Origin of the sequence: Conexibacter sp. CPCC 205762 (assembly GCF_030646155.1) — a bacterium.
Lineage (GTDB): Bacteria > Actinomycetota > Thermoleophilia > Solirubrobacterales > Solirubrobacteraceae > Conexibacter.
The window spans coordinates 1-20,161 of record NZ_JAUTDN010000023.1; the positions used below are offsets into that span (position 1 = coordinate 1).

Genomic DNA, 20,161 nt, shown 5'->3' on the forward strand with positions numbered 1-20,161 from the left:
GCCCGGCGGTCCCGGCGGCGGTCGCGGTCCCGGTGGCGGCGGGCGCGGTCCGGGCGGTCCCGGCGGCGGCGGACGCGGTCCCGGTGGCGGCGGCGGTGGCGGGCGTGGCCCGGCCGGCGGCGGCGCAGGTGGCAATCGCGGTGCCGGAGGTCAGGGCTGATGCTCTCCCCTAAGCGTGTGAAGTTCCGCAAGCAGCACCGCGGCCGTCGCCGCGGGCTCTCGCGCGGACAGGTCAGAGTCCAGTTCGGCGAGTTCGGCCTGAAGGCGATCGAAGAGGGCTGGCTGACCAACCGTCAGATCGAGGCCGCGCGTATCGCGATGACCCGCAAGATCAGACGTGGCGGCAAGGTCTGGATCAACGTCTACCCGGACAAGCCCTACACGAAGAAGCCGGCCGAGACCCGCATGGGCTCCGGCAAGGGCTCTCCGGAGGGCTGGGTCGCCGTGGTCAAGCCCGGCCGCGTGATGTTCGAGCTCGGCGGCATCCCTGAGCCGCTGGCGCGCGAGGCGATGCGCCTCGCCGGGCACAAGCTGCCCGTGAAGACGAGATTCGTGATGCGAGAGGACGGCTGACATGACCGACGCCACTGAGCTGCGGGACATGGATGACGCCGCGCTGACCGAGCACCTGCAGACCGCCCGGCGAGAGCTGTTCGGCCTGCGCTTCCAGCACGCGACCGGCGAGCTGGAGAACACCGCCCGCCTGCGCCTCGCCAAGCGCGAGGTCGCGCGTGCGCTCACCCTCATCCGTGAGCGCGGACTGGAAGCTGACAACAAGGAACTGAGTCGCTAGCGATGGCCGACGAAGAGAACAGAACCGTCGAGGAGACCACCCCGGCGCCCGAGGCCAGCGCGGCCGCGGACACCGCGGCGCCCAGCGCGCCGGCGGGTGAGCCCGTGCCGCAGCTCGCGCCGAAGGAGCGTCGCCAGCAGGCGCGCACCGCCAAGGCCGCCAAGATCGGTACGCGCCCCGCGCAGACGATCGAGGAGCGCCAGGCCGAGCGTGCCGCCAAGCGGGCGAAGAACGCCGCCAGACGCCGGAACCTCCGCGCGAAGGCGCGCGAGGCCGCGAAGGCGACCCCCAACGGGGAGCCGACGCCGCCGCGCGAGCATGGCGAGGGCCGTCAGAAGACGCGCCAGGGGATCGTCACCTCCGACAAGGCTGACAAGACCATCACCGTGCGGATCGACGTCGCTCGTCGTCACCGTCGCTACGAGAAGATCGTCCGCAGCTCGACGACCTTCCACGCGCATGACGAGAAGAACGACGCGAACATCGGTGACACGGTGATCATTCGCGAGTCCCGCCCGCTGTCGCGTCTGAAGCGCTGGCGCCTCGTCGAGGTTGTGGAGCGTGCCAAGTGATTCAGAACGAGACTCGTCTCAAGGTCGCCGACAACACTGGCGCTCGTGAGATCCTCTGCATTCGCGTGCGCGGCGGCTCCCGCCGCAAGTACGCGGGCGTCGGCGACACGATCGTCGCGACCGTCAAGCAGGCCAGCCCGCAGGGCTCGGTCAAGAAGGGCGAGGTCGTGACCGCCGTGGTCGTCCGCACGAAGAAGACGTACGGCCGTGAAGACGGCACGTACATCGGCTTCGACGAGAACGCCGCAGTGATCATCGACGCGCAGAACAACCCGCGCGGCACGCGCATCTTCGGCCCGGTCGCGCGCGAGCTGCGCGAGCGGAACTTCATGAAGATCGTCTCGCTCGCGCCGGAGGTCCTCTGATGCCCGCGCGTATCCGCAAGGACGACCAGGTCGTCGTCATCACCGGCAAGGACAAGGGCAAGACGGGCAGAGTGCTGCGCGTCGACCCCGAGGACGACCGCGTGTACGTCGAAGGCCTGAACATCATCAAGCGCCATCAGCGCCCGACGCCGGGTCGTCCTGACTCCGTCGCCGGCGTGATCGAGCGCGAGGGCGGCATCCACGTCTCGAACGTGGCGCTGCTCGACCCGAAGGACAACAAGCCGACTCGCGTCGGCATCGAGATCCACGAGGGCAGACGCTTCCGCGTCGCCCGCCGCTCCGGCACCCGCATCGACTGAGCCCATCATGCCCGCACGACTCAAAGAACGCTACGTTTCAGAGATCCGCCCCAGACTGGTGGAGCAGTTCGGCTACTCGACTCCGATGCAGGCGCCGAAGATCACCAAGATCACGCTCAACATGGGCGTTGGTGAGGCGAAGCAGGACAGCAAGCAGCTGGAGCAGGCGGAGCAGCAGCTCGCCGCGATCGCCGGCCAGAAGCCGTCGATCCGCAGAGCTCGCAAGTCGATCGCCGCCTTCAAGCTCCGTGAGGGGATGACGGTCGGGCTCAGCGTCACGCTGCGCGACGACCGCGCCTACGAGTTCCTCGACCGTCTGCTGTCGGTCGCGATCCCGCGTATCCGCGACTTCCGCGGTCTGAACCCGAGATCGTTCGACGGCCGCGGCAACTACTCGATGGGTGTCCGCGAGCAGGTCATCTTCCCCGAGATCGATTACGACAAGGTCGATCAGGTCCGCGGTCTGGACATCACGTTCACGACCACCGCGGAAACCGACGACGAAGCCTTCGCATTGCTGACTTCGTTCGGCATGCCGTTCGCGAAGGACGGGCGCCCTGGCGGGGCGGCCGTGACGACAGGGAGCTAACTCCATGGCGAAGACCTCACAGCGTGTCCGCCAGCTGCGGACTCCGAAGTACAGAACGCGCGCGTACACGCGCTGCCGCCGCTGCGGCCGCCCGCGCGCGGTGTACCGCAAGTTCGGCATGTGCCGTATCTGCCTGCGCGAGCTGGCACACAACGGCTACATCCCCGGCATGACGAAGAGCTCCTGGTAAGGGTGGCTGTCGAATGTCGATGACAGACCCCATCGCCGACTTCCTCACGCGTGTGCGCAACGGCGCGCGGGCTTCGCACGAGACCGTGCTGATCCCGTCGTCGAAGCTCAAGCGCGAGCTGGCCCGCATCCTCAAGGAGCAGGGCTACATCGAGGGCTACGAGATCGTCGCTCCCGGCGCGCACAGCCCGGCTGAGCAGATCCAGATCAAGCTGAAGTACACGGGCAACCGTCGTCCCGTCATCCAGGGCATCCAGCGGGTGTCGCGTCCGGGCCAGCGCACGTACGTCGGCCATGGCGAGATCCCGAAGATCCAGGGTGGACTCGGTACGGCGATCATCTCGACGTCCCAGGGCGTCATGACCGGTCACGAGGCGCGCAGCAAGGGCGTCGGTGGCGAGGTCGTGGCGAAGGTGTGGTGAGGCTGGCATGAGTCGTATCGGCCGCAAGCCCATCCCCGTCCCCGCCGGCGTCCAGGTCGCGATCGAGCCCGAGCGGGTCACGGTCAACGGTCCCAAGGGCGAGCTGTTCGAGCGCATCCACCGCGACATCACGGTGGAGCAGGTCGACGGCGAGCTGATCGTCACGCGCCCGACCAACCGCGGCGAGCACCGTGCGCTGCACGGCCTCACCCGTTCGCTCGTCGCGAACATGGTCGAGGGCGTCACGAATGGCTTCGAGAAGAGACTCGAGATCCAGGGCGTCGGTTACCGCGCCCAGCTCAAGGGCAGAGACCTCGAGCTCGCCCTCGGCTACTCGCATCCGGTGCCGATCAAGGCGCCCGACGGCATCGAGTTCGAGGTTCCGGTCCCGACCAGAATCACGGTCAGAGGCATCTCGAAGCAGCTCGTCGGCGAGGTTGCCGCGAACATCCGCAAGCAGCGCAAGCCGGAGCCCTACAAGGGCAAGGGCATTCGCTATGAGGGCGAGTACGTCGCCCGGAAGGTTGGCAAGCGCGCATGACCGTTCTCAGCAAGCCTGCGAAGCGCCTCAAGCGCCGTCGCCGTGTCCGCGCGAAGGTCGTGGGCACGGCCGAGCGGCCGCGCATCTCGGTGTTTCGCTCGAACAAGGGCATCAGCGCCCAGCTCATCGACGACGATCGCGGCCACACGGTCGCGGCCGTCAACTGGATCGAAGCCGACGTGCGCGACCTGCGCGCGACCGAGCAGGCTCGCCGTGTCGGCGAGCTGCTCGCCGAGCGCGCGAAGGCCGCCGGCGTCGAGACCGCGGTCTTCGACCGCGGCGGATACCAGTACCACGGCCGCGTGAAGGCTCTCGCGGAGGGCGCCCGGGAGGGCGGCCTCGCCTTCTAAGTGGCGCCCGACCCGACTCACCAGCTACCTTAGGACCCCATGGCCATCGACCGTTCCGTATCAGCATCCGGACTCGACCTGCAGGAGCGGGTCGTCGAGATCAACCGTGTCGCGAAGGTCGTCAAGGGCGGCCGTCGCTTCTCCTTCACCGCGCTTGTCGTGGTGGGTGACGAGCGGGAGATCGTCGGCGTCGGCTACGGCAAGGCGAACGAGGTCCCGGTTGCGATTCAGAAGGGCGTCGAGCGCGCCAAGAAGAATCTCATCCGGGTCCCCAAGCACGGCTCCACGATCACGCACCCGACGCTCGGCATCTTCGGCTCGGGCCGCGTGCTGCTGAAGCCCGCCTCGCCCGGTACCGGCGTCATCGCCGGCGGCGGCGTGCGCGCAGTGCTCGAGCTTGCCGGCATCCACGACATCCTGTCCAAGAGCCTCGGCTCGCAGAACCCGATCAACCTCGTCAAGGCGACGATGGCCGGCCTCGAGTCGCTCCGTCGCCCCGAAGAGGTCGCGCAGCTGCGCGGTCTCTCGATCAACACCGTCCTCGGCCTGCACATGGGCGAGCCGGTGGGCGAGGATCTCAGAGAGGGCGACGAGGCCGAAGCGGCCGTCGGCGCCACGTCGGAGAGCTAGTTCCATGAGCACCCTGAAGATCACCCAGATCAAGTCGAGAAACGGCTCGAACCAGAGACAGCTCGACACGCTCCGCTCGATCGGCCTGCGCAAGATCGGCCAGACGGTGGAGCAGCAGGACTCCCCGCAAATGCGCGGGATGGTCCATGCCGTCCGTCATCTCGTAAAGGTCGAGGAAGCCGCATGACCCCGCTGAAGGACGAGGCCGAGCGCGAGGAGCGCATCGGCCTCCACAACCTGAGACCCGCTCCGGGTCACCGCAAGCCGCGCAAGCGCGTCGGCCGCGGCGAGGGCTCGGGGCTCGGCAAGACCTCTGGTCGCGGCCAGAAGGGCTACGGCTCGCGCTCCGGCGCGAAGGACCGTGCGCGCTTCGAGGGCGGCCAGATGCCGATCCACATGCGGATGCGCAAGCTGCGCGGCCCGCACATGAAGAAGTCGATGCCGTTCGAGCCGTTCCGGACGCACACCCAGCCGGTCAACCTGACCGACCTGGATGAGCGTTTCGAGTCCGGCGCGGAGGTCACCCTGGACGCGATGCGCGCCAAGGGCCTGGCCACCCGCAAGGGCATCCCGGTGAAGGTGCTCGCCAAGGGCGAGATCACCAAGCCCCTTACCGTCTCCGCCCACGCCTTCAGTGCAGCTGCGCGCGAGCGCATCGAGGCTGCCGGCGGGTCGGTTCAGACGCTCGACGCCTGATCGTCGAGGCGAGCCGTGCTGTCGACGATTCTGAGCGCCTTCACGGTCGGTGAGATCCGCAAGAAGCTCGCGTTCACCGCGTTGCTTCTTGCGCTCTACCGACTCGGCTCGCACATCCCCGCCCCGGGGATCAACTCGAGAGCCGTCGAGGAGATCCAGCAGAACTTCTCCAACGGCGGCATCCTCAACTTCCTCAACCTCTTCTCCGGCGGCGGCCTCTCCCGCATCGCGCTCTTCGCGCTCGGGATCATGCCGTACGTCACCGCGTCGATCATCCTGCAGCTCCTGACGGTCGTCGTGCCGTCGCTGGAGAGACTGCAGAGAGAGGGCGAGGTCGGTCAGCAGCGGATCACGCAGTACACGCGCTACCTGACCGTCGGGCTCGCGTTCGCGCAGTCCATAGCGTATGTCTTCCTGTTCCGCTCGTTCCAGAACGAGGCGGGCACCTCGGTGATCGACAACTTCTCGCTCGCCAAGGTGATGCTGATCGCGATCTGCCTCACGGCAGGCTGCATGCTCGTCATGTGGATGGGCGAGCTGATCACCCAGCGCGGCATCGGCAACGGCATCTCGCTGATGATCCTCGCGTCGATCGTCGCCCGGCTGCCGCAGGGCATCCAGGCGTGGTGGACGAGCCCGGACCCGGTCTTCAAGGTGATGATGCCGTTCCTCGCGCTCGGCGTGATCGCGGCGATCGTCTTCGTGCAGGAGGGTCAGCGGCGGATCCCGGTGCAGTACGCGCGCCGCGTGATCGGTCAGCGGATGACGCAGGGCGGCCAGACGTACCTGCCGCTGCGCGTCAACATGGCCGGCGTCATCCCGGTCATCTTCGCCGCGTCGATCATGGCCTTCCCGCCGACGATCGGCCAGCTGATCAACAAGCCGTGGGCGACCGACCTGGCGAACTTCTTCGACCCGTCGGACTGGGCCTATCTGGTCGGCGAGTCGTTGTTCATCATCATATTCACGTACATGTACACCGCGATCACGTTCAATCCGGTGGAACAGGCGGACAACCTCAAACGCTACGGCGGCTTCATCCCCGGCGTGCGACCAGGGCGACCGACGGCCGAGTTCCTCGACCGCATCCTCGCCCGCCTGACGTTCCCGGGCGCGATCTTCCTTGCGCTCGTGGCGCTGCTCCCGACGATCCTGATCAACCAGACGAACGCCAACTTCTTCTTCGGCGGCACGTCGATCCTGATCGTCATCGGCGTCGCGCTCGACACGATGAAACAGCTCGAAGCGCAGCTGATGATGCGCAACTACGAGGGCTTTTTGAGATGACCCACGGGCCCTTCGGGGCCCGTGAGCGTTCCGGCGCCTGGGGGAGGGCGCCGGATTGCGTTCACATCCTGTAAGTTCCGCTCCTCGTGCGTGAGCTGAACCTCATCCTCTTCGGCCCTCCGGGGGCCGGCAAGGGCACCCAAGCGGCCCGTCTTCAGGACGACTTCCGCCTGCCCTACGTCGCCACAGGCGACATCCTCCGTGCCGCCGTCAAGGACGGCACCGAGCTCGGCAGAGCCGCCAAGGCGTACATGGACGCCGGCGATCTCGTGCCCGACGACCTCGTGATCGATCTGATCGTCGAGCGTGTCAGCGCCGACGACTGCCTCGACGGCTTCATCCTCGACGGCTTCCCGCGCAACCGGCCGCAGGCCGATGCGCTGTCGGCCGCCTTCGAGAAGCTCGACCGGCGGATCACGGCGGTGCTGTTGATCGACGTGCCTGACGAGGATCTCGTCAGACGGATCACCGGTCGGCGCGTGAGCGCGAAGACCGGTCGGCCGTACCACGTCGAGACGGACCCGCCGAAGCATGAGGGCCGTTGCGACATCGACGGCTCGCGGCTGATCCAGCGGGACGACGACAAGCCGGAGGTCGTCACGAAGCGGCTCGAGGTCTACCACCGTGAGACCGAGCCGCTGATCTCCTACTTCGACGAGAAGGGGCTGCTGCGCCGCGTCGACGGCACCCGCAGCCCGACCGAGGTCCACGACCACATCCGCGCCGTGCTCGCGACGCTGCGGCTCGAAGAAGACCTGTGATCGTCAAGAAGACACCGGAGCAGATCGACAAGATGGCCGCGGCGGGGGACATCCTCGTCCGCACGCTCAACCTGCTGCAGGGCAAGATCCGCCCCGGTGTCACGACGCTGGAGCTCGACGCGGCGGCGGAGACGTTCATCCGCTCGCAGGGCGCGACACCGGCGTTCAAGGGTTACCGGGGCTTCCCGGGCTCGATCTGCGCCTCGCCGAACGACATGGTCGTCCACGGCATCCCGGGTCCGTACAAGCTCGAGCGCGGCGACGTCATCTCGGTCGACGTCGGCGTCGTCTACGACGGCTGGGTGGCGGACGCCGCCCGCACCTTCCCGGTCGGCTCGATCTCCGCGATGGCGCAGAAGCTGCTCGACGTGACCGAAGGCTCGCTCTTCCACTGCGTCCCGTTCGTCAGAGCGGGCAACCGCCTCGGCGACGTCTCGCACGCGATTCAGACCTTCGTCGAGGCCGAGGGCTTCTCGATCGTCCGCTCGCTCGTCGGTCACGGCATCGGCCGCGAGATGCACGAGGATCCCCAGATCCCCAACTACGGACCGCCCGGCAGGGGTCCGCTGCTGGAGGAGGGGATGGTGCTCGCGATCGAGCCGATGGTCAACGCCGGCAAGCACCAGGTGCGGATGGCCGACGACCACTGGTCGATCTTCTCGCAGGACGGCTCGCTCGCCGCCCACTTCGAGTTCACCATCGCCGTCACCAGAGACGGCCCGCGCGTGCTGACGCCCTGGCACGAGAGCGGCCGGCAGGCCGCTGCCTGAGCTGCGACGTGCCAGTCGGGGCGAGCCCCGCGGCACCGCCGCGTGAGCGCCCCGGCGCCCTCGACGTCACGGCGCGAGGTCCTTCCGCAAGGTTTGGTACTATCCACCGTCGCGCTCGGCACCGTGACCCGGTTGGCGTGCGTGCTTCGTCCTCGATGCGGTAGCGGCGGCCGACACGGCAGCCAGAGCCGAGTCGATTGGAATCAGCCGAAAGGGATCATGAAGGTACGACCGTCGGTCAAGCCGATGTGCGAAAAGTGCAAGATCATTCGCCGCCACGGCCGCGTGCTGGTCATCTGCTCTAACCCGCGCCACAAGCAGCGTCAGGGCTGACCATGGCTCGTATTGCAGGCATCAACATCCCGCTCAACAAGCGCGTTGAGATCGGGCTGACCTACATCTACGGGATCGGCCGCTCGAGATCGAACGAGCTCCTCGCGAGACTCGGCATCTCGCCCGATACGTACGTTCGCGACCTGACCGAGGACGAGGTCGGCAAGCTCCGCGACGAGATCGACGGCATCACGGTCGAGGGCGATCTCCGGCGCGAGCGTTCGCAGAACATCAAGCGTCTGATGGAGATCGGCTGCTACCGCGGCCTCCGTCACCGTCGCGGCCTGCCCGTGCGCGGCCAGAAGACCAAGACCAACGCGCGTACGCGCAAGGGCCCGAAGCGGATGTCCGTGGCCGGCAAGAAGAAGGCGGGGAAGAAGTAACGTGAGTCCAGCTCCGAAGCGTCCGCAGCGCGGCCGGCGCAGAGTTCGCAAGAACATCCCGGTCGGCCAGGCCCACATCAAGACGAGCTTCAACAACACGATCGTCTCGCTGACTGACCGCGAGGGGAACGTGATCGCGTGGGAGTCGGCCGGTGGTGCCGGCTTCAAGGGCTCCCGCAAGTCGACGCCGTTCGCTGCGCAGGTGACCGCCGACGCGGCTGCGCGCAAGGGCATCGAGCACGGCCTCCAGAAGGTCGAGGTCTTCGTGAAGGGCCCCGGTTCCGGCCGCGAGACCGCGATCCGCTCGCTCCAGGCCGCCGGCCTCGAGGTCACGGGCGTCAAGGACGTCACGCCCCAGGCGCACAACGGCTGCCGGCCGCGGAAGCGGCGGCGGGTCTGAGGTCAGAGGGAGCGGGCGTGTCCGCTGTCGCCGGCGCCGATTCTCCGCGGCTGCCGGCGCCGCACGCCCAGCACCCCTCGAAATAAGTCTTGCTCCGTCGCCGGGCCGGCGCCCTCCGGCCCGCGCGACGCCCGGAAGACCGCCCCGCGGCGGGCGGCGCTCACGACACGACACGATTGGAACCGAACCCGAATGCTTGACTTCCAAGTCCCCCGTATCACCTCAGAGACCGTCGAGGAGAACCGCGGCTCCTTCACGATCGAGCCGCTCGATCGCGGGTTCGGCTACACGTTCGGCAACTCTCTTCGCCGCGTCCTGCTCTCCTCGCTCGCCGGCGCCGCGGTCACGAGCGTGCGGATCGAGGGCGTCGCGCACGAGTTCTCCACGATCGCAGGCGTGAAGGAGGACGTGACCGACATCGTCCTCAACCTCAAGGGCATCGTCTGCCGCATGCACTCCGACGCGACGGAGATCGAGGCGCCGCTGGTCGTCACCGGCCCCGGCGAGATCACCGCCAAGGACATCGACCTGCCCTCCGGCGTCGAGATCCTCAACCCGGACGCGCACATCGCGACGCTCGAGAAGAAGACGAAGCTCGAGGTCTACCTGACGATCGGCCGCGGCCGCGGCTACCGTCCGGCCGAGGAGAACAAGTCGCCCGACCAGCCGATCGGCGTCATCCCGATCGACTCGATCTTCTCGCCCGTGCGTCGTGTCGCGTACGCGGTCGAGCAGGCGCGCGTCGGCCAGAAGACGGACTTCGACAAGCTCACGCTCGACATCGAGACCGACGGCTCGATCGACCCGCAGGCCGCGCTCCGCGAGGCCGCCGAGATCCTGATCTCGCAGCTGGCGATCTTCACCGACGCGGACCGCGTCATCGAGCTGCGCGACACGGGCGGCCTCGGCGCGCTCGAGCCGGGCCTCGCCGGCGGTGTCGGCGGCGTGGGCGCGGCCGGCGGCCCGGGTGGCCGTCCCGCGAACGCGATGGACGACATCCTCATCGAGGAGCTGGAGCTCGGCGTCCGTTCGTACAACTGCCTCAAGCGCGCGGGCATCCAGACGGTCGGGGACCTGATCTCCAAGACCGAGAACGAGCTCAACGCGATTCCGAACTTCGGCAAGAAGTCGATCGACGAAGTCATCGAGACGCTGGAGGCCCGTGGCCTCCACCTGCGTCAGGACTAACGACCAGGTACCCTTACCGATCCCATGCGTCACCAGCGAAACCGCTATCAGCTCAGCCGCTCCTCCGCCCATCGGAAGGCGCTGCTCGCGAACCTCTGCAAGGAGGTCATCGCGCACGAGCGCATCAGAACCACCGAGACGAAGGCGAAGGCGGTCAAGCCGGAGCTGGAGAAGCTGATCACGCTCGCCAAGCGCGGCGATCTGCACTCCCGCCGCCAGGCGCTCTCCGCGCTCGGCCAGGACAAGTACTCGGTCTACAAGCTGTTCGAGGAGATCGCGCCCCGTTACACGGAGCGCCCGGGTGGCTACACCCGCATCCTCAAGCTCGGCCCGCGTCGTTCCGACGCGACCGAGATGGTCTTCCTCGAGCTGGTCTGATCCAGCCCGGGGGCTTGCCTCCGACGAGCGTCACGGTGGCGTGGTGAGCACTGCCCACGTCACCCGGCTGACGCTCGAATACGACGGCACCGGCTTCGCCGGTTGGGCGCGACAGCCCGGCCGGCGGACCGTCCAGCAGGAGCTGGAGCGGGCGCTCGCCGTCGTCCTCCGCCGCGAGCTCGCGGTCACCGTCGCCGGTCGCACCGACACCGGCGTCCACGCGCTCGCGCAGGTCGTCTCCTACGAGGGGGCGCTGGTCGCGCCGCACAAGCTCAACGCGCTGCTGCCCGACGACGTCGCGGTGCTCGACGCGTGCACGGCGCCGCCCGGCTTCAGCGCCCGCCACGACGCCACCAGCCGCGCGTATCGCTATCGCGTGCTGGCGCGCCGCAGCCGCAGCGCCCACCTGCGCGGCCGCGCGCTGCACTGGCCCCACCAGCTCGACCTCGACGCGCTCGACGGCTGCGCGGCCGCGCTCGTCGGCCTGCACGACTTCACCGCCTTCACGCCGACCGAGACCCACCACACGCGCTTCGAGCGCGAGGTGAGGACGGCGCGCTGGGAGCGCCGCGGCGAGCTGCTGGAGTTCGCGATCGAGGCCGACTCCTTCATGCGCAACATGAACCGGGTGCTGGTCGGGACGATGCTGGAGGTCGCCGGCGGCCGCGGGACGGTCGCGCAGTTCGCGGCGCTGCTTGACGGCGCGCCGCGCTCGGCCGCCGGCAAGACGGCGCCGCCGCACGGCCTCTACCTCGCCGGCGTCGGCTACGACGGCCGCCCGGTGCTCGCGCTCGCGGCGGCGCAGGCGGGCGTGGGACGCGGCGCGGCGGACGCGGCCAATACGATGGACTGACGATGAAGATCCTCCTCACCAACGACGACGGCATCCACGCCGAGGGCATCAACGCGCTGCGCAGAGCGCTGGCGGCGCTGCCGGGCGTCGAGCTGCAGGTCGTCGCGCCCGACGGCAACCGCTCGGCGACCGCCCGCTCGATCACGACGCGGCGGCCGCTGTGGGTCGAGGAGGTCGACTTCGAGGACGGCACGGTCGGGCACGCGACCGACGGCACGCCGGTCGACTGCGTGCGGCTGACGATGCTCGGGATCGTCGACGGCTTCACGCCCGACCTCGTCGTCTCCGGCATCAACCACGGCCTCAACATCGGCGACGACGTGACCTACTCGGGCACCGTCGCGGCAGCCTTCGAGGCGCTGTTGATGAGAATGCCGGGGATCGCCGTCTCGCAGCAGTCGACCGCGCGCGAGACCGACTTCCGCCAGGGCGTCGTGTTCGACTTCGACGCCGTCGCGCGCTTCACCGCGCGGCTCGTGCAGGAGCTGGATTCCGTCCCGCTGGAGCCGGGAACGCTCCTCAACGTGAACGCTCCCGGCAGCCATCCGACCGGCGTCGAGGTGACGCGGCTCGGCAAGCGCTTCTACCGCGACGCGCTCGAGCTGGCCGACGAGGAGCATCCGCGCCGCCGCCTCTTCCGCATCTACGGCGACGCCGCGGAGCTCCTCGACGACGAGGGCACCGACATCGCCGCCGTCGCCGCCGGCAAGATCGCCGTCACGCCGATCCACTTCGACCTCACCAGCCATGACGGGCTCGAGCCGCTGCGCGGCGCCGAGCTGGAGCGGCTGATCGCGCCGGCGGCCCACGACGTCGAATGAGCGACGGCGCGGCTCAGGAACCGGCGGCCCGTGCCGCTGAGCTGCGCAGACTGCTGGAGTACCACGGCCGCCGCTACTACGAGCTCGACGACCCCGAGATCGGCGACGACGCGTACGACGCGCTGCTGGACGAGCTGCGCGCGCTCGAACGCGACCAGCCCGAGCTGCTGACGCCGGACTCGCCGACGCAGCGGGTCGGCGGCCAGGTCGTCTCGGAGCTGAGCAAGGTCAGACACAGACGGCGGATGCTGTCGCTCGCCAACGCGCGCAGCGAGGAGGAGCTGCTGGCGTGGGTCGAGCGGATGCGCTCCCACCTCGCGCGCGAGGGGATCGCCGACCCGAGCTTCGACTACGTCGTCGAGCCGAAGGTCGACGGGCTGGCGATGTCGCTGCACTACAGAGACGGCGTGCTGGAGCGCGGCGTCACGCGCGGCGACGGCGAGACCGGCGAGGACGTGACGCACAACATCCGCACGATCGAGGCGATCCCGAAGCGGATCGACGACGCGCCCAGATGGATCGAGGTGCGCGGCGAGGTCTACATGTCGCTGGCCGACTTCGAGGCGCTCAACACGCGCCGTGCCGAGGCCGGGCTGTCGACCTTCATGAACCCGCGCAACTCGGCGGCCGGCACGATCCGCCAGCTCGACGCGCGGCTGGCCGCCGAGCGGCCGCTGTCGATGTGGTGCTACCAGGTCGGCGAGACCGACGGGATCTCCTTCTCCAGCCACCACGAGGCGCTCGACTGGCTGAGCGCGCGCGGCTTCCCCGTCAACCCCGACATCAGACGCGTCAGAACCGCGGCGGCGGTCGTCAGACGCTGCCTGCAGTGGCAGGAGCGGCGCGGGGCGCTGCCGTTCGAGATCGACGGCGTCGTCGTCAAGGTCGACGACACCGAGCTGCAGCGGCGCCTGGGCGTCGTCGGGCGCGACCCGCGCTGGGCGATCGCCTGGAAGTTCCCGCCGACGACCGCCGTCACGAGACTGCTCGGCGTGATGTGGAACGTCGGCAAGTTCGGCACGCTGCATCCGTTCGCGAGACTGGAGCCGGTCCACGTCGGCGGCGTCACCGTCAAGCTCGCGACGCTGCACAACGAGGAGGACCTCGCGCGCAAGGACGTCCGCCCCGGCGACGACGTGATCGTGCTGCGCGCGGGGGACGTGATCCCGCAGGTGATCTCGCCGGCGCCGCACGTCGCCGAGCGCAGCGACCGCGCGCCGGCGCCGAGACCGCCGGCCAGATGCCCGATCTGCGACACGCCGACGGTGAAGGACTCGGGCGTCTTCACGAAGTGCCCCAACCGCGCCTGCCCCGGGCGCCGCTGGCAGCAGCTGCAGACGTTCGTCGGCCGCGCCGGCATGGACGTCGACGGGATCGGCGAGAAGCAGGTCTCGGCGCTGATGGAGGCCGGACTGGTCAGCAGACCGGGCGACTTCTACCGCCTCGACGCCGAGCAGCTGACGAGACTGGAGCGGTTCGGCGAGACGTCGGCCGCCAACGCCGTCGCGGCGATCGCGGCGACGAGGGAACGGCCGTTCGGGAGAGTCCTGTTCGCGCTCGTGATCGAGGGCGTCGGCAGCGTCACCGGCCGCAGCCTCGCGCAGCGCTTCCGCACGATCGAGGCGCTGCGCAGAGCGGATGCCGAGGAGATCAGCGCAACCCCCGGGATCGGGCCGATCGTCGGCGCGCTGATCCACGACCAGCTGCAGGACGAGCGGCTGACCGAGGTGATCGACGACCTGCTCGCGCTCGGCGTGCGGATGGAGGAGCAGGGGCCGGCGCCGGGGGAGGGACCGCTCGCCGGCAAGGCGGTCGTGCTGACCGGCACGCTGCCCACCCTCACCCGCGAGCAGGCGACCGAGCTGGTGCTGGCGGCCGGCGGCCGCGTCACCTCGTCGGTGTCGAGAAGAACCGACTGGGTCGTCGCCGGCGACAGCCCCGGCACGAAGCTGGAGAAGGCCGAGCGGCTGAGAGTGCCGGTGCTCGACGAGGACGGCCTGCAGGCGCTGCTGCGCGGCGAGGGGACCGAAGATCGAAACAACTGAGCATCGGTACCGTTTGGACTCGGCATGGGAACCGGGCTGATGCAGGGGACGGCCGCCGCGCGCTGGCAGCGCGCGCCGGCGAGATGGCAGATCGCGGGGCTGCTGGCGCTGCCGTACCTGCTGACGGTCGCCGTGCTGCGCGGGCTGACGGTCACGATGCCGACCTACCACGGCGGCGACGAGCTCACCTACCACCTGCCGACGATCGATCAGTTCCACGATCAGCTGCCGGGGGTGGACCTGGTCGACTACCCGGCCGCGCAGACACCGCTCTACCACCTGCTGACGGCGCTGTGGGGCTCGCTCGTCGGGATGGAGCTGTGGCGGCTGCGGATCGTCGGCGTCGTCGCCTCCTACGTCGCCGTGCTGGTGCTCTACCGACTGCTGCGCCGCCACGCCGCGCTCGACGCCTGGCCGGCGGCCGGGCTGGCGCTCGTCTTCGCGCTCTCGCCGTACGTCTTCGGGCAGTCGTTCATCCTCGTCACCGACAACCTCGGGCTGCTGTTCTGCCTGCTGGCGATCGAGCGCTTCCTCGCCTTCTCGCGCGGCGACGGGCTGCCGCTGACGCCGTTCGCGCTCGCCTGCCTGTGGCTCTGCCTCGCGCTGCTGACGCGCCAGTCGTACGTCTGGCTGGGGCTGTTCGGCGGCGTCTGGCTGCTGAGCCGGCCGGGGATCGACCGCCGCCGGATCGCGCAGGGGATCGGGCTGCTGGCGCTCGCGGCGGTCCCCTTCGCGGCGCTCGTGATCGCCTGGAGAGGGATCGTGCCGGTCGGCGGCGACCCGGCCTCGTGCGGCCTCTGCGCGCCCGAGCAGGGGCGGCTCGGCTGGCGTGACGCCTCGCCGCTGCGGGCGCCGCTGTTCACGCTCGCGGTGCTGGCGATCTACGGCCCGCTGCTGTTCTGGCGGCCGGCATGGGACGCGCTGCGCGCTGCCGACCGCGCGACGCTGCGCTCCTGGGCGCGGACGGCGCTGATCGGCTTCGGCCTCGCACTGCTCGTGCTGCTGATCGTGCCGCTCTCCTACGGCAAGGGCGACGAGGGCTTCCTCTGGCGCGTCTCGCGCAGCGGGCCGCTGCTGCTGGACAGCTCGTGGCTGTTCTGGCTGCTGGTGCCGCTCGGCAGCGCCGTCGCCGCGCTCGGCCTTCGCCGCGCCGGCTGGCGCTCGCTGCCGGCGGTCCTGTTCGTCACCTTCCTCGTCGCGCAGCTGGCGACGCGGCTGCCGTACCAGAAGTACTTCGACCCGTTCGTGCTGCTCGTCTGCCTGCTGGCGCTGCGCCGCAGCGACCTGCGCTCGTGGCGTGACGCGCTCGGGCCGGTCGCGATCGTCGCGCTGTCGCTGCTGTACGTCGGCGCCTTCGCCGCCGGGCTGATCCTGGTCGAGTCGTAGGCCGCGGGGCCGCGCCGTCAGCTGGCGCCGGCGGCGGCGATCGCGCCGCCCTCGGCGACGACGAAGGCGCGAAACGCCTCGACCGCCGGCGCGCGCCAGCGGGTTCTGTCCCAGGCGAGCCCGAGCTGCCGCGCGGCGCCTCTGTCGGCGACCTGCAGGTGCGGCGTCGCCGGGTGCAGCTGCTCGGTGCCGCCGGCGTGCGGCGGCGGCAGCAGGCCGACGCCGAGGCCGGCCTCGACGAGGCCGCGGAGCGTCGCGACGTCGTCGCCCTCGAAGGCGATCTGCGGCGCGAAGCCGGCGGCGGCGCAGATCTCGTCGGTCACGCCGCGGATGCCGTACGCCGGCTTCATCGCGACGAACCGCTCCTGCGCGACCTCGGCGAGGCGCACGCGTCTGCGGGCGGCGAGGCGGTGGCCGGGCGGGACCGCCAGCCGCAGCGGCTCGCTCGTCAGCACGTGCCAGGCGATCGACGGGTCGTCGGGGCGCGGGCTGGTGACGACGAGATCGGCGCTGCCGTCGCGCAGCGCGGTCAGGATCGCGCTGGCGGAGTCCTGCGCCAGCTCCAGCGTCACCTGCGGGTGGACAGCGGCGAAGGCGCGCAGCAGGGCCGGCACGAGCCAGGTGCCGAAGGTGTGCAGGAAGGCGAGCGCGACGGTCCCGCTGCCGCTGGCGCCGGTCTCCTGCTCCAGCTCGGCGCGGCCGGCGTCGAGCTGGGCGAGCGCGCGGCGGGCGTGCTCGAGGTAGAGGCGGCCGTAGCGGTTGAGCCGCAGGCGGCGGCCGTCGCGGTCGAACAGCGGCACGCCGACGTCGGCCTGCACCCGCGCGAGCGCGCGCGACAGCGCCGACTGGCTGACGTGCAGTCTCGTCGCGGCGGCGGTGACGTGCTCGCACTCGGCGACGACGACGAACCAGTGCAGCTCCTCGAAGGTCATCGCCGCGGAGTCATCTCACAGATGCTGCTCACGCATCGGATTGTATTGAATCATGCATTGGACGAATCCTTCGTGCGGGCCTATCGTCGCCTGCCATGAGTGAACCGCCCCGTCATCGCGCCGGCGAGCCCGGCTTCCGGCGCGCCGCGGTCGCCCTCTTCGCCGCCGGCCTCGCGACCTTCGCGCTGCTGTACTCGCCGCAGGGGCTGCTGCCGCTGCTGTCGGAGCGGTTCGACGTGACGCCGGCCGCCGCCGCGCTCGTGCTGGCGGTGACGACGGCCGCGCTCGGGCTCTCGCTCGTGCCGGCCGGCTGGCTCGCCGACACCTACGGCCGCACGCGCGTGATGGGCTGGTCGCTGCTCGTCTCGGCGCTGCTCGGGGTCGCCTGCGCCGCCGCGCCGAGCTTCGCCACGCTGCTGCTGTTGCGGACGCTGCAGGGAATCGCGCTGGCAGGGTTGCCGGCGGTCGCGATGGCCTATCTGGCGGAGGAGATCCACGGCTCCTCGCTCGGCCTCTCGATCGGGCTCTACATCGGCGGCAACGCGATCGGCGGCATGTCCGGCCGGGTCCTCTCCGGCGTCTTCGCCGACACGGGCGGCTGGCGGCTCGCGTTCGCCGGCGTCGGTGCGCTCGCGCTCGTGTGCGCGTTCGTCTCGATCAAGCTGCTGCCGGCCTCCCGCCACTTCCATTCGCGGCCGTTCAAGCCGGCGCGGCTGGTGCGCGGGATGCGCGTCCACCTGACCGAGCCCGGCCTGCTGCGGCTCGACGCCGTCGGCGCGCTGCTGATGGCGACCTTCGCCGCCGTCTACAACGGCCTCACCTTCCGCCTCGAGGACGCGCCCTACGGCTTGAGCCACGCGGCCGTCGCGGCGATCTTCCTCGTCTACCCGATCGGCTCGTTCAGCTCCGCCTGGGCCGGCCGCCTCGCCGACCGGATCGGCCGTCGCCCGGTGCTGCCGCTGGCGATCGCGCTCGCCGGCGTCGGCCTCGCGCTGACCGGCGCCTCCTCGCTGCCGCTGATCGTGCTCGGCGTCGCGACGCTGACCGCCGGCTTCTTCGCCGGTCACTCGGTCGCCTCCTCGTGGGTCGGCCGCCGCGGCAGCCGCTCCGCCGGCTCGGCCGCGCAGGCGTCGGCGTTCTACCTGTTCGCCTACTACGCCGGCTCCTCGCTCGGCGGCGTCGCCGCCGGGGCCGCCTGGAGCGGCGGCCACTGGACGGCGGTGATGGGCGTCGGCGCGGTCCTGCTGACCGGCGCGCTGCTGATGTCGCTGCGCCTGCGCCGCACGCCGCCGCTGGCCGAGCCGGCGGCGGCGCCCGCGGTCGCTGTCGCGGCCTGAGCCGCTACGCCTGGACGGGCGCCGGCGGCGTCGCCGGGCCGATCACCGACGTGCAGTACATGCAGCGGTTCGCGTCGGTCGGGATCAGCGAGAGGCACTCGGGGCAGGCGCGCACGTTCGTGTCGCCCTCGGCCTCCGGCTTCTTCAGCAGCCGCTCCAGCGGCAGCACGACGAGGAGGTAGATCGCGGCCGCGAGGATCAGGAACGAGATCACCGCGTTGATGAAGTGGCCGTAGGCGAACTTGCTGTCGTTGATCGTGAAGCTGAGGTCGCCGAAGTCCGGCTGGCCGCCGATCGCGGCGATGATCGGGGTGATGAAGTCGGACACGAGCGCGGTCACGACCGCCCCGAACGCGGCGCCCATCACGACCGCCACCGCGAGGTCGATGACGTTGCCGCGCGATATGAACTCCTTGAAGCCCTTCAGCACTGCGTGCCTCCCGTCTGGAACTGGACGGGGGACGAAGCTAGCGCTCGACGCGGACTGCACCGGCGACCGAGCCGCTCGGCGCGCCGGTCGTCGTTCTGCCCGGGCTCGTCGCGGGCGCTCTGGCGGCCGGCTTGGAGGCGCGGATCGCGCCGCCCGGCTTCTGCCGCGCGAGCAGCTGCACGATGCGGTCCTCGGCGGCCTTCGCGTAGTAGGTGCTGACGCTGTTGAACATCAGCGAGAACGCGATCGTGTGGCCGTTGCTCGTCGTGCAGTAGCCGGCCAGGCCCGAGACGTTGGAGAGCGTGCCGGTCTTCGCCTGGCAGCGGTCCTGCGCGACCGTGCCGCGCATCCGCTTCGCGAGCGTGCCGCTGCGGCCGGCGACCGGCATCCCGGAGCGGAAGCCCTGCTGCTCGCGGAGGCCGTCGAGCAGTGTCACGACCTGCCGCGGCGAGGTCGCGTCGGCGCGTGAGAGCCCGGAGCCGTCGGCGATCCGCGGGCTGATGTCGAAGCGCTGCAGCGTCTGCCTGACGACGCTCGTGCCGGCGGTCGTCGAGCCGCTGCCGCCGGACTGGGCGCCGACGACCTTCAGCAGCTGCTCGGCGAAGAGGTTGTCGGACGGGACGAGCGTCAGCTTCACCAGCCGCGACAGCGGCGGCGAGGCGACGTAGGCCAGCTCCTCGGCGGCCTCCGGCGCGGTCCCGAGCGCGGCCGCTCTGGCGACCGGCACGCCCGCTCTCTTCAGCGCCGCCGTCAGCTGCTGGGCGGCGAACTGCGCCGGCTGCCTGGCGAGCGCGCTGCCGTTCTCCTTCGCCAGCCCGCGGTTGTAGAGCAGGGCGGACAGCGGGCCGCCGATCCAGACGTCGAAGCCCCAGTTGGTCGAAGGGCCGCCGCGGCGCAGGTCGAACCTCGACTCGTCGCCGTAGACGCGGCCGGTGACGCGCGTGATGCCGGCGTCGGCGACCGCCTGCGCGAGCGCGTCGACGCTCGTGCCCTTGGCGCCGTCGTACTGGGTGAAGGTCGAGCTGCCGAAGGTCGGGTCGCCGCTGCCGCGCAGGTAGAGGTCGCCTCTCCAGACGCCGCCGCCGGTCAGCGTGCCGCGGCCGAGCACCTGCGTGTCGAGCGTCGCGTCGGCGCCGAGCTGCAGCAGCGCGGTCGCGCTCGTGTAGAGCTTTTCGACCGAGGCCGGTATGCGTGGCGTGTCGGCGCGCACCGACGCGAGCACGCGGCCGGTCGAGACGTCCATCACGTAGGCGCCGTTGGCACCGCCTCCACGCGCCAGCTCGCGCGAGATCGATCCGTCCAGCGGGGCGGCGCCGGCAGACGCGGCGGGGACGGCGAGACCGAGGGCGGTGGCGAGCAGAGCGAGACGGCGCATGACTTCTCAGAACAG

The 20,161-nt window shown here is 70.3% G+C and carries 28 protein-coding genes and 1 pseudogene; 26 read left to right on the top strand and 3 right to left on the bottom strand.

The window, feature by feature from the left end:
• Window positions 1-159: 159 nt before the first annotated feature.
• From rplP to Q7L73_RS17375, 25 genes and pseudogenes are all read left to right on the top strand, one after another.
• Window positions 160-573, top strand: a complete 414-nt coding sequence (gene rplP, locus Q7L73_RS17255; RefSeq protein ID WP_304694347.1) for a 50S ribosomal protein L16 — start codon at window positions 160-162, stop codon at window positions 571-573.
• A 1-nt stretch (window position 574) separates the two neighbouring features.
• Entirely contained in the window at window positions 575-793 is a 219-nt protein-coding gene (gene rpmC / locus Q7L73_RS17260) for a 50S ribosomal protein L29 (protein ID WP_304694349.1), read from the top strand.
• Window positions 794-1,125: 332 nt separating this feature from the next.
• Window positions 1,126-1,365, top strand: a pseudogene (gene rpsQ / locus Q7L73_RS17265) (30S ribosomal protein S17); the annotation flags it as partial.
• Entirely contained in the window at window positions 1,362-1,730 is a 369-nt protein-coding gene (rplN, locus tag Q7L73_RS17270) for a 50S ribosomal protein L14 (protein WP_304694351.1), read from the top strand. The pseudogene rpsQ and the gene rplN, both read left to right, overlap by 4 nt.
• The gene (rplX, locus tag Q7L73_RS17275; protein WP_304694353.1) at window positions 1,730-2,050 is read left to right on the top strand and encodes a 50S ribosomal protein L24; all 321 of its coding nucleotides are present in this window, start codon (window positions 1,730-1,732) and stop codon (window positions 2,048-2,050) included. Before rplN ends, rplX begins: the two co-directional genes overlap by 1 nt.
• 7 nt (window positions 2,051-2,057) lie before the next feature.
• The gene (gene rplE / locus Q7L73_RS17280; RefSeq protein ID WP_304694355.1) at window positions 2,058-2,639 is read left to right on the top strand and encodes a 50S ribosomal protein L5; all 582 of its coding nucleotides are present in this window, start codon (window positions 2,058-2,060) and stop codon (window positions 2,637-2,639) included.
• Window positions 2,640-2,643: 4 nt separating this feature from the next.
• Window positions 2,644-2,829, top strand: a complete 186-nt coding sequence (locus tag Q7L73_RS17285) for a type Z 30S ribosomal protein S14 (protein WP_304694357.1) — start codon at window positions 2,644-2,646, stop codon at window positions 2,827-2,829.
• A 13-nt stretch (window positions 2,830-2,842) separates the two neighbouring features.
• A complete protein-coding gene (gene rpsH, locus Q7L73_RS17290) occupies window positions 2,843-3,250 on the top strand; it encodes a 30S ribosomal protein S8 (RefSeq protein ID WP_304694359.1) in 408 nt (135 codons plus the stop codon).
• 7 nt (window positions 3,251-3,257) lie between these two features.
• Window positions 3,258-3,791, top strand: coding sequence for a 50S ribosomal protein L6 (gene rplF, locus Q7L73_RS17295; RefSeq protein ID WP_304694361.1), 534 nt, complete (start codon window positions 3,258-3,260; stop codon window positions 3,789-3,791).
• Complete coding sequence (gene rplR / locus Q7L73_RS17300; RefSeq protein ID WP_304694363.1) at window positions 3,788-4,141, top strand: 50S ribosomal protein L18; 354 nt, start codon at window positions 3,788-3,790, stop codon at window positions 4,139-4,141. The genes rplF and rplR overlap by 4 nt, the downstream gene beginning before the upstream one ends.
• Before the next feature lie 39 nt (window positions 4,142-4,180).
• Window positions 4,181-4,771, top strand: coding sequence for a 30S ribosomal protein S5 (gene rpsE / locus Q7L73_RS17305; RefSeq protein WP_370552448.1), 591 nt, complete (start codon window positions 4,181-4,183; stop codon window positions 4,769-4,771).
• A gap of 4 nt (window positions 4,772-4,775) precedes the next feature.
• On the top strand, window positions 4,776-4,958 hold the full coding sequence (gene rpmD / locus Q7L73_RS17310) for a 50S ribosomal protein L30 (protein WP_304694365.1): 183 nt from the start codon (window positions 4,776-4,778) through the stop codon (window positions 4,956-4,958).
• A complete protein-coding gene (rplO, locus tag Q7L73_RS17315; protein ID WP_304694367.1) occupies window positions 4,955-5,467 on the top strand; it encodes a 50S ribosomal protein L15 in 513 nt (170 codons plus the stop codon). Before rpmD ends, rplO begins: the two co-directional genes overlap by 4 nt.
• Before the next feature lie 15 nt (window positions 5,468-5,482).
• Complete coding sequence (secY, locus tag Q7L73_RS17320) at window positions 5,483-6,754, top strand: preprotein translocase subunit SecY (RefSeq protein WP_304694369.1); 1,272 nt, start codon at window positions 5,483-5,485, stop codon at window positions 6,752-6,754.
• A 95-nt stretch (window positions 6,755-6,849) separates the two neighbouring features.
• On the top strand, window positions 6,850-7,515 hold the full coding sequence (locus tag Q7L73_RS17325) for an adenylate kinase (protein WP_370552449.1): 666 nt from the start codon (window positions 6,850-6,852) through the stop codon (window positions 7,513-7,515).
• Window positions 7,512-8,285 carry a type I methionyl aminopeptidase gene (gene map, locus Q7L73_RS17330; protein ID WP_304694373.1) on the top strand — a complete coding sequence of 258 codons (774 nt, stop codon included), beginning with the start codon at window positions 7,512-7,514 and terminating at the stop codon, window positions 8,283-8,285. Before Q7L73_RS17325 ends, map begins: the two co-directional genes overlap by 4 nt.
• Before the next feature lie 219 nt (window positions 8,286-8,504).
• Window positions 8,505-8,618, top strand: coding sequence for a 50S ribosomal protein L36 (gene rpmJ, locus Q7L73_RS17335; protein WP_012932843.1), 114 nt, complete (start codon window positions 8,505-8,507; stop codon window positions 8,616-8,618).
• Between the two features lie 2 nt (window positions 8,619-8,620).
• Window positions 8,621-9,001: a 30S ribosomal protein S13 gene (rpsM, locus tag Q7L73_RS17340; RefSeq protein ID WP_304694376.1), complete on the top strand. Its 381-nt coding sequence runs from the start codon at window positions 8,621-8,623 to the stop codon at window positions 8,999-9,001.
• 1 nt (window position 9,002) lies between these two features.
• A complete protein-coding gene (rpsK, locus tag Q7L73_RS17345) occupies window positions 9,003-9,401 on the top strand; it encodes a 30S ribosomal protein S11 (protein WP_012932845.1) in 399 nt (132 codons plus the stop codon).
• Between the two features lie 192 nt (window positions 9,402-9,593).
• Complete coding sequence (locus Q7L73_RS17350; protein WP_304694378.1) at window positions 9,594-10,589, top strand: DNA-directed RNA polymerase subunit alpha; 996 nt, start codon at window positions 9,594-9,596, stop codon at window positions 10,587-10,589.
• Window positions 10,590-10,613: 24 nt separating this feature from the next.
• Window positions 10,614-10,967 (top strand): 50S ribosomal protein L17, encoded by a 354-nt coding sequence (gene rplQ, locus Q7L73_RS17355; protein ID WP_304694380.1) that lies wholly within the window; start codon window positions 10,614-10,616, stop codon window positions 10,965-10,967.
• 43 nt (window positions 10,968-11,010) lie between these two features.
• Complete coding sequence (gene truA / locus Q7L73_RS17360) at window positions 11,011-11,820, top strand: tRNA pseudouridine(38-40) synthase TruA (protein WP_304694382.1); 810 nt, start codon at window positions 11,011-11,013, stop codon at window positions 11,818-11,820.
• Between the two features lie 2 nt (window positions 11,821-11,822).
• Window positions 11,823-12,641, top strand: a complete 819-nt coding sequence (gene surE / locus Q7L73_RS17365; protein WP_304694383.1) for a 5'/3'-nucleotidase SurE — start codon at window positions 11,823-11,825, stop codon at window positions 12,639-12,641.
• Window positions 12,638-14,686, top strand: coding sequence for an NAD-dependent DNA ligase LigA (gene ligA / locus Q7L73_RS17370; RefSeq protein WP_304694385.1), 2,049 nt, complete (start codon window positions 12,638-12,640; stop codon window positions 14,684-14,686). The genes surE and ligA overlap by 4 nt, the downstream gene beginning before the upstream one ends.
• 24 nt (window positions 14,687-14,710) lie before the next feature.
• Window positions 14,711-16,072, top strand: a complete 1,362-nt coding sequence (locus Q7L73_RS17375) for a glycosyltransferase family 39 protein (RefSeq protein ID WP_304694387.1) — start codon at window positions 14,711-14,713, stop codon at window positions 16,070-16,072.
• A 17-nt stretch (window positions 16,073-16,089) separates the two neighbouring features.
• Here Q7L73_RS17375 and Q7L73_RS17380 read toward each other — a convergent pair whose 3' ends face one another.
• A complete protein-coding gene (locus Q7L73_RS17380) occupies window positions 16,090-17,004 on the bottom strand; it encodes a LysR family transcriptional regulator (protein ID WP_304694389.1) in 915 nt (304 codons plus the stop codon).
• Window positions 17,005-17,099: 95 nt separating this feature from the next.
• Here Q7L73_RS17380 and Q7L73_RS17385 point away from each other — a divergent pair, with 95 nt between their 5' ends.
• Window positions 17,100-18,341, top strand: a complete 1,242-nt coding sequence (locus Q7L73_RS17385) for an MFS transporter (RefSeq protein ID WP_304694391.1) — start codon at window positions 17,100-17,102, stop codon at window positions 18,339-18,341.
• 4 nt (window positions 18,342-18,345) lie between these two features.
• On the opposite strand, the gene mscL is transcribed toward Q7L73_RS17385, so the two are convergent.
• Both mscL and dacB read right to left on the bottom strand, forming a co-directional pair.
• A complete protein-coding gene (gene mscL, locus Q7L73_RS17390) occupies window positions 18,346-18,771 on the bottom strand; it encodes a large conductance mechanosensitive channel protein MscL (RefSeq protein WP_304694393.1) in 426 nt (141 codons plus the stop codon).
• A gap of 37 nt (window positions 18,772-18,808) precedes the next feature.
• The gene (dacB, locus tag Q7L73_RS17395; RefSeq protein ID WP_304694395.1) at window positions 18,809-20,146 is read right to left on the bottom strand and encodes a D-alanyl-D-alanine carboxypeptidase/D-alanyl-D-alanine-endopeptidase; all 1,338 of its coding nucleotides are present in this window, start codon (window positions 20,144-20,146) and stop codon (window positions 18,809-18,811) included.
• Window positions 20,147-20,161 lie beyond the last annotated feature (15 nt).

What these genes read in the sequence shown, in the direction of transcription:
- Q7L73_RS17375 (WP_304694387.1), top strand. Translation starts at nt 14,711, where the DNA reads ATGGGAACCGGGCTGATGCAGGGGACGGCCGCCGCGCGCTGGCAGCGC.
- Q7L73_RS17285 (WP_304694357.1), top strand. Translation starts at nt 2,644, where the DNA reads ATGGCGAAGACCTCACAGCGTGTCCGCCAGCTGCGGACTCCGAAGTAC.
- ligA (WP_304694385.1), top strand. Translation starts at nt 12,638, where the DNA reads ATGAGCGACGGCGCGGCTCAGGAACCGGCGGCCCGTGCCGCTGAGCTG.
- Q7L73_RS17380 (WP_304694389.1), bottom strand. Translation starts at nt 17,004, where the DNA reads ATGACCTTCGAGGAGCTGCACTGGTTCGTCGTCGTCGCCGAGTGCGAG.
- rplX (WP_304694353.1), top strand. Translation starts at nt 1,730, where the DNA reads ATGCCCGCGCGTATCCGCAAGGACGACCAGGTCGTCGTCATCACCGGC.
- rplE (WP_304694355.1), top strand. Translation starts at nt 2,058, where the DNA reads ATGCCCGCACGACTCAAAGAACGCTACGTTTCAGAGATCCGCCCCAGA.
- surE (WP_304694383.1), top strand. Translation starts at nt 11,823, where the DNA reads ATGAAGATCCTCCTCACCAACGACGACGGCATCCACGCCGAGGGCATC.
- rplR (WP_304694363.1), top strand. Translation starts at nt 3,788, where the DNA reads ATGACCGTTCTCAGCAAGCCTGCGAAGCGCCTCAAGCGCCGTCGCCGT.
- rplF (WP_304694361.1), top strand. Translation starts at nt 3,258, where the DNA reads ATGAGTCGTATCGGCCGCAAGCCCATCCCCGTCCCCGCCGGCGTCCAG.
- rplP (WP_304694347.1), top strand. Translation starts at nt 160, where the DNA reads ATGCTCTCCCCTAAGCGTGTGAAGTTCCGCAAGCAGCACCGCGGCCGT.
- rpsE (WP_370552448.1), top strand. Translation starts at nt 4,181, where the DNA reads ATGGCCATCGACCGTTCCGTATCAGCATCCGGACTCGACCTGCAGGAG.
- rplO (WP_304694367.1), top strand. Translation starts at nt 4,955, where the DNA reads ATGACCCCGCTGAAGGACGAGGCCGAGCGCGAGGAGCGCATCGGCCTC.
- rpmJ (WP_012932843.1), top strand. Translation starts at nt 8,505, where the DNA reads ATGAAGGTACGACCGTCGGTCAAGCCGATGTGCGAAAAGTGCAAGATC.
- dacB (WP_304694395.1), bottom strand. Translation starts at nt 20,146, where the DNA reads ATGCGCCGTCTCGCTCTGCTCGCCACCGCCCTCGGTCTCGCCGTCCCC.
- rpmD (WP_304694365.1), top strand. Translation starts at nt 4,776, where the DNA reads ATGAGCACCCTGAAGATCACCCAGATCAAGTCGAGAAACGGCTCGAAC.
- rpsM (WP_304694376.1), top strand. Translation starts at nt 8,621, where the DNA reads ATGGCTCGTATTGCAGGCATCAACATCCCGCTCAACAAGCGCGTTGAG.
- Q7L73_RS17350 (WP_304694378.1), top strand. Translation starts at nt 9,594, where the DNA reads ATGCTTGACTTCCAAGTCCCCCGTATCACCTCAGAGACCGTCGAGGAG.
- rplQ (WP_304694380.1), top strand. Translation starts at nt 10,614, where the DNA reads ATGCGTCACCAGCGAAACCGCTATCAGCTCAGCCGCTCCTCCGCCCAT.
- Q7L73_RS17385 (WP_304694391.1), top strand. Translation starts at nt 17,100, where the DNA reads ATGAGTGAACCGCCCCGTCATCGCGCCGGCGAGCCCGGCTTCCGGCGC.
- rpmC (WP_304694349.1), top strand. Translation starts at nt 575, where the DNA reads ATGACCGACGCCACTGAGCTGCGGGACATGGATGACGCCGCGCTGACC.
- rpsH (WP_304694359.1), top strand. Translation starts at nt 2,843, where the DNA reads ATGTCGATGACAGACCCCATCGCCGACTTCCTCACGCGTGTGCGCAAC.